We start from the raw sequence: 4234 nt of genomic DNA, 5'->3' as shown, positions 1-4234 counted from the left end.
TGTTGATGATGTTGATGTTGATGATGTTGAACTCGTTGATGAAGTTGAATTCGCCAGTACGATTGAGTTCGCAATACTCTGCGCGCGTTCCCGTGCAGTAGCAGCCAGCTATGGACTATCCGCCGCAGAAAAACAGTATATTCAACAAGCCTTGTATCAAGCGGCCTCTACAGGCGATCTGCAAACCGTAAAACGCTGTAGCAATATGGGGGCGGATATCCATGCCCCCTGCCCCGTTACCGGTATGACGCCATTGGCACAGGCCTCATGCCTTGAAAACGGTCTGCCTATGGTCAGGCTTCTGATAGAACTGGGCGCAGATGTAAATGCCCAATCCCCTAATCAGGGTGTTTACTGTGGCACGCCTCTGGCTTATGCCGCACGATATAATCAGGTTGCGACGGCTGAGTATCTGGTTCAACGGGGGGCAAAACTGGATAACGGCCATGATGCCAGCCCCCATCGCGTGATTGATAATGCCATCGTCCACGGAAGCACTGAATGCTATAGCTATTTGCGAAAGCAGGGGGCGCAGCTGCAAGCAGATCAGGCGGACAGAGCTATCCAGCTATTAAAGTTGGCGGCCCGGGGAGGGAGTAGACCGATCATTGAGGATTTGATGTCTGAGGGGTTAAAGCCTATTGGCCCGGAATATGAGGAGGGGCAGGCTCCGTTCGATATTGCGACACAGCATCACCAGCATACAGCCATAGCCGCGTTTCTGAGAACTGACCTGATCCCTGAGCAGGCGGATATTGATCGTGCTCTCGGTGGTCAGGAGCTGCTATTTACCGTTTTGTATGCGATCAGAAATAAAGATATTCATGCCCTGCAGACACTGGCTTTGCTTGGCGTTGACTTCACAATGAAAACGGAGAGCGGACTCTCTTTGATTCAGTGGGCTGAGAAGGATTTTGGTGCAGGCTCACCTGAGGGCAAGGATATCCTCAAAAAACTCAAACTGGCCACTCTCTTTGAACAGTCTGATTTTGCATTACCGGCCAACTCTGGTCAGGAATCAACAGGCGATCAAGCGCTTGATTCTATCAGGGCGACATGCATTTCCAGCCGTAAATCAGGGCAGAGCCTGCTGGCACTCTTGAATGAGCTTGAGGAGCACTTATCTGCTGGTATTTTCGCTGATGCTGAGCTGGCTGTTTTGAGCCTGCTGTCCAGAATCAGTTTCCGGGACTCTGATCAGAGCTCCTCCTTGTCGAAGGAGCTATCTGGTGAATAAAAGATAGCCTATCCTTGAGCGCAAAGTCTGAGGCTGGTGGGGTGGAAACCCTGATGTCGGTGGTGGGTTGCACGTAAAACACCCTGCCGCGCCTGACGGAGTGAGACTGGCTGTGTTATCGTACGCAGCTTGTTTTCGGAGCATTTCATCACATCACTGTTGCGCCGACAGGATCGGGTTATGAGCGTTAAATCTACTAATAAAACCTGCCCGCCGCGAACGTCTGGCACCTACCGGGTTTATTCCGAAGCTCCCGGTTACTACCTGAAGTTAAATTAGAAGGATTTTCATCATGTCCGTGTTGAAGATGACCGATCTGGACCTGTCTGGAAAGCGAGTGCTGATCCGTGAGGATCTGAACGTTCCGGTTAAAGATGGTCAGGTGACCAGTGATGCCCGCATTCTCGCCTCTATGCCTACCATTCGACTGGCACTGGAAGAAGGTGCGAAAGTGATGGTAACTTCCCACCTGGGTCGTCCGACCGAAGGTGAATACGATGAAGCTTTCTCCCTGAAGCCTGTGGCTGATTACATTGGTAAGCTGCTGGGTCAGGAAGTACGTCTGATTAAAGACTGGCTGGACGGCGACTTTGAAGTGGCTGAAGGGGAGCTGGTTATTCTGGAAAACGTACGCTTCAACGTGGGTGAAAAGAAGAACAACGAAGAGCTGTCCAGGAAAATGGCCGCTCTGTGTGACGTTTACATCATGGATGCTTTCGGCACTGCTCACCGTGCTCAGGCTTCTACCCATGGTGTTGGGCAGTTTGCATCTGTTGCCTGCGCGGGCCCTTTGCTGCAGGGTGAACTGGATGCGCTGGCCAAGGCTCTTGATGCTCCTGCCAAGCCTATGACCGCTATCGTTGGTGGCTCCAAGGTTTCCACCAAACTGACGGTTCTGGAATCTCTGTCCGAAGTGTGCGATCAGCTGATCGTGGGTGGCGGTATCGCTAACACTTTCCTGGCAGCAGCTGGCAAGCCAGTGGGTAAATCTCTGTATGAACAGGATTTGATCCCTCAGGCGAAAGCTCTGATGGAGAAGTGTGATATTCCTCTGCCTGTCGACGTAGTGGTTGGCAAGAACTTTGATGAAAACGAACCTGCCGTTATCAAGATGGCAGAAGATGTAGTTGACGACGACATGATCTTCGACGTTGGCCCCAAGACCGCAGAACTGTTTGCGAACATCCTGAAAGATGCCCGCACTATCGTTTGGAACGGCCCGGTTGGCGTGTTTGAATTCGATCAGTTCGGTGAAGGCACCAAGGCCCTGTCTCTGGCCATTGCCGAATCCCCAGCCTTCTCCATTGCAGGTGGCGGTGACACTCTGGCTGCGGTGGATAAATACGGTATCAAGGAACAGGTTTCCTATATCTCTACTGGTGGGGGTGCCTTCCTTGAATATGTAGAAGGCAAGAAGCTTCCCGCCGTTGCGATGCTGGAAGCACGCAAAGGCTGATTTTTGAAGGCAGGTTATCACCGATAATCTGCCTTTTTTGTTGGATTATCCAGTTTATTGAACAGGAATAGACTTATGTCCCAGAAAGTTCTTGATGTAGTAAAGCCTGGTGTTGTAACCGGCGACGACGTTCAAAAAATCTTTGAAGCGGCCAAGGCTGGTGAGTTCGCTCTGCCTGCGGTAAACGTTGTTGGTACTGACTCCATCAACGCTGTACTGGAAGCGGCTGCCAAGGTTAAATCTCCGGTTATCGTTCAGTTCTCCAACGGTGGTGCGACTTACTTCTCCGGTAAAGGTCTGAAAGAAGAAGGCCCTAAGGGGGCTCTGGGTGCTATCGCTGGTGCCAAGTACGTTCACGCTGTTGCTGAAGCGTATGGCATCCCTGTGATCCTGCATACCGACCATGCGGCACGTAAACTGCTGCCCTGGATTGACGCACTGCTGGACGCCGGTGAAGAGTTTTACGAGAAGAACGGCAAGCCTCTGTTCTCCTCCCACATGATCGACCTGTCTGAAGAGCCCCTGGAAGACAACATCGCAACCTGCGCCGAGTACCTGAAGCGCATGGCCAAGATGGAGATGACTCTGGAATTCGAACTGGGCTGCACTGGTGGTGAAGAAGACGGTGTGGATAACACGGGTATGGACAGCTCCATGCTGTACACCCAGCCAGAAGACGTGGCTTACGCTTACGAGAAGCTGGCTCCTGTCAGCCATCGTTTCACCATTGCAGCGTCCTTCGGTAACGTTCACGGTGTTTACAAGCCAGGTAACGTTCAGCTGACGCCAAAGATTCTGGATAACTCCCAGAAGTTCTGTTCCGAGAAGTTTGATCTGCCTGCCAAGTCCCTGAATTTCGTATTCCACGGTGGTTCCGGTTCCACTCAGGAAGAGATCAAGGAAGCTGTATCCTATGGCGTCGTGAAGATGAACATCGACACTGACACTCAGTGGGCAGCCTGGGACGGTGTTCTGAACTACTACAAGAAAAATGAAGGCTACCTGCAGAGCCAGCTGGGTAACCCAGAGGGTGCTGATAAGCCTAACAAGAAGTACTACGACCCACGGGCATGGCTGCGTCAGGGACAGACGTCCATGGTTGAGCGTCTGGAACAGGCTCACCGTGACCTGAACAGCATCGATGTACTGTAATATCGTCGTATAAATTGTTCTCCCCGGTGCCGGCTTTTATGCCGGCACTGTCGTTTTCGGCCTGGGCATGGCTTGAAGGCTGGCAGGAGGGGGTGCGATTGCAGCCAGAACAAACGTATACTTCCAGCACCTATAGATATTTCTGGAAGTTAACGCGTGTCTCGACCACTCCCTGATGGTGAAAAGCTGGAACAGCTGCGTCTCAATATGCAGCCGCTCTCCCCAACTCCTTATTATCAGGAGATGGAAGAAGGCCGGGGTCATTACCTGCAATCTTATGGTCTGGAATTTTCAGACTTATCCGGCCATGTTTCTTACACTGGTGGTTTTCTTCAATCCGGCGAGTTGAAGATCTCCTGCCATCTCTGGAGGCAAAAAAACTCGAATAA

General features: G+C 51.7%; 4 protein-coding genes. All 4 read left to right on the top strand.

Going from position 1 to position 4234, the window contains the following annotated elements; translation table 11 throughout:
* Positions 1–1237 (top strand): ankyrin repeat domain-containing protein (locus E1189_RS20505; RefSeq protein ID WP_155163023.1); only part of this gene is annotated, 1237 nt, incomplete at its 5' end.
* Between the two features lie 292 nt (positions 1238–1529).
* On the top strand, positions 1530–2693 hold the full coding sequence (locus E1189_RS20500; protein ID WP_155163022.1) for a phosphoglycerate kinase: 1164 nt from the start codon (positions 1530–1532) through the stop codon (positions 2691–2693).
* Positions 2694–2768: 75 nt separating this feature from the next.
* A complete protein-coding gene (gene fbaA, locus E1189_RS20495; protein WP_155163021.1) occupies positions 2769–3845 on the top strand; it encodes a class II fructose-bisphosphate aldolase in 1077 nt (358 codons plus the stop codon).
* A gap of 156 nt (positions 3846–4001) precedes the next feature.
* A partial coding sequence (locus E1189_RS24040; RefSeq protein ID WP_196221540.1) for a hypothetical protein occupies positions 4002–4234 on the top strand: 233 nt, incomplete at its 3' end.

The sequence above is a fragment of the Parendozoicomonas verongulae genome, assembly GCF_009711465.1.
In the GTDB taxonomy this organism is placed as follows: domain Bacteria; phylum Pseudomonadota; class Gammaproteobacteria; order Pseudomonadales; family Endozoicomonadaceae; genus Sansalvadorimonas; species Sansalvadorimonas verongulae.
The sequence above is the reverse complement of the archived record's forward strand: the minus strand, read 5'-3'. Positions and strand labels throughout refer to the sequence as shown.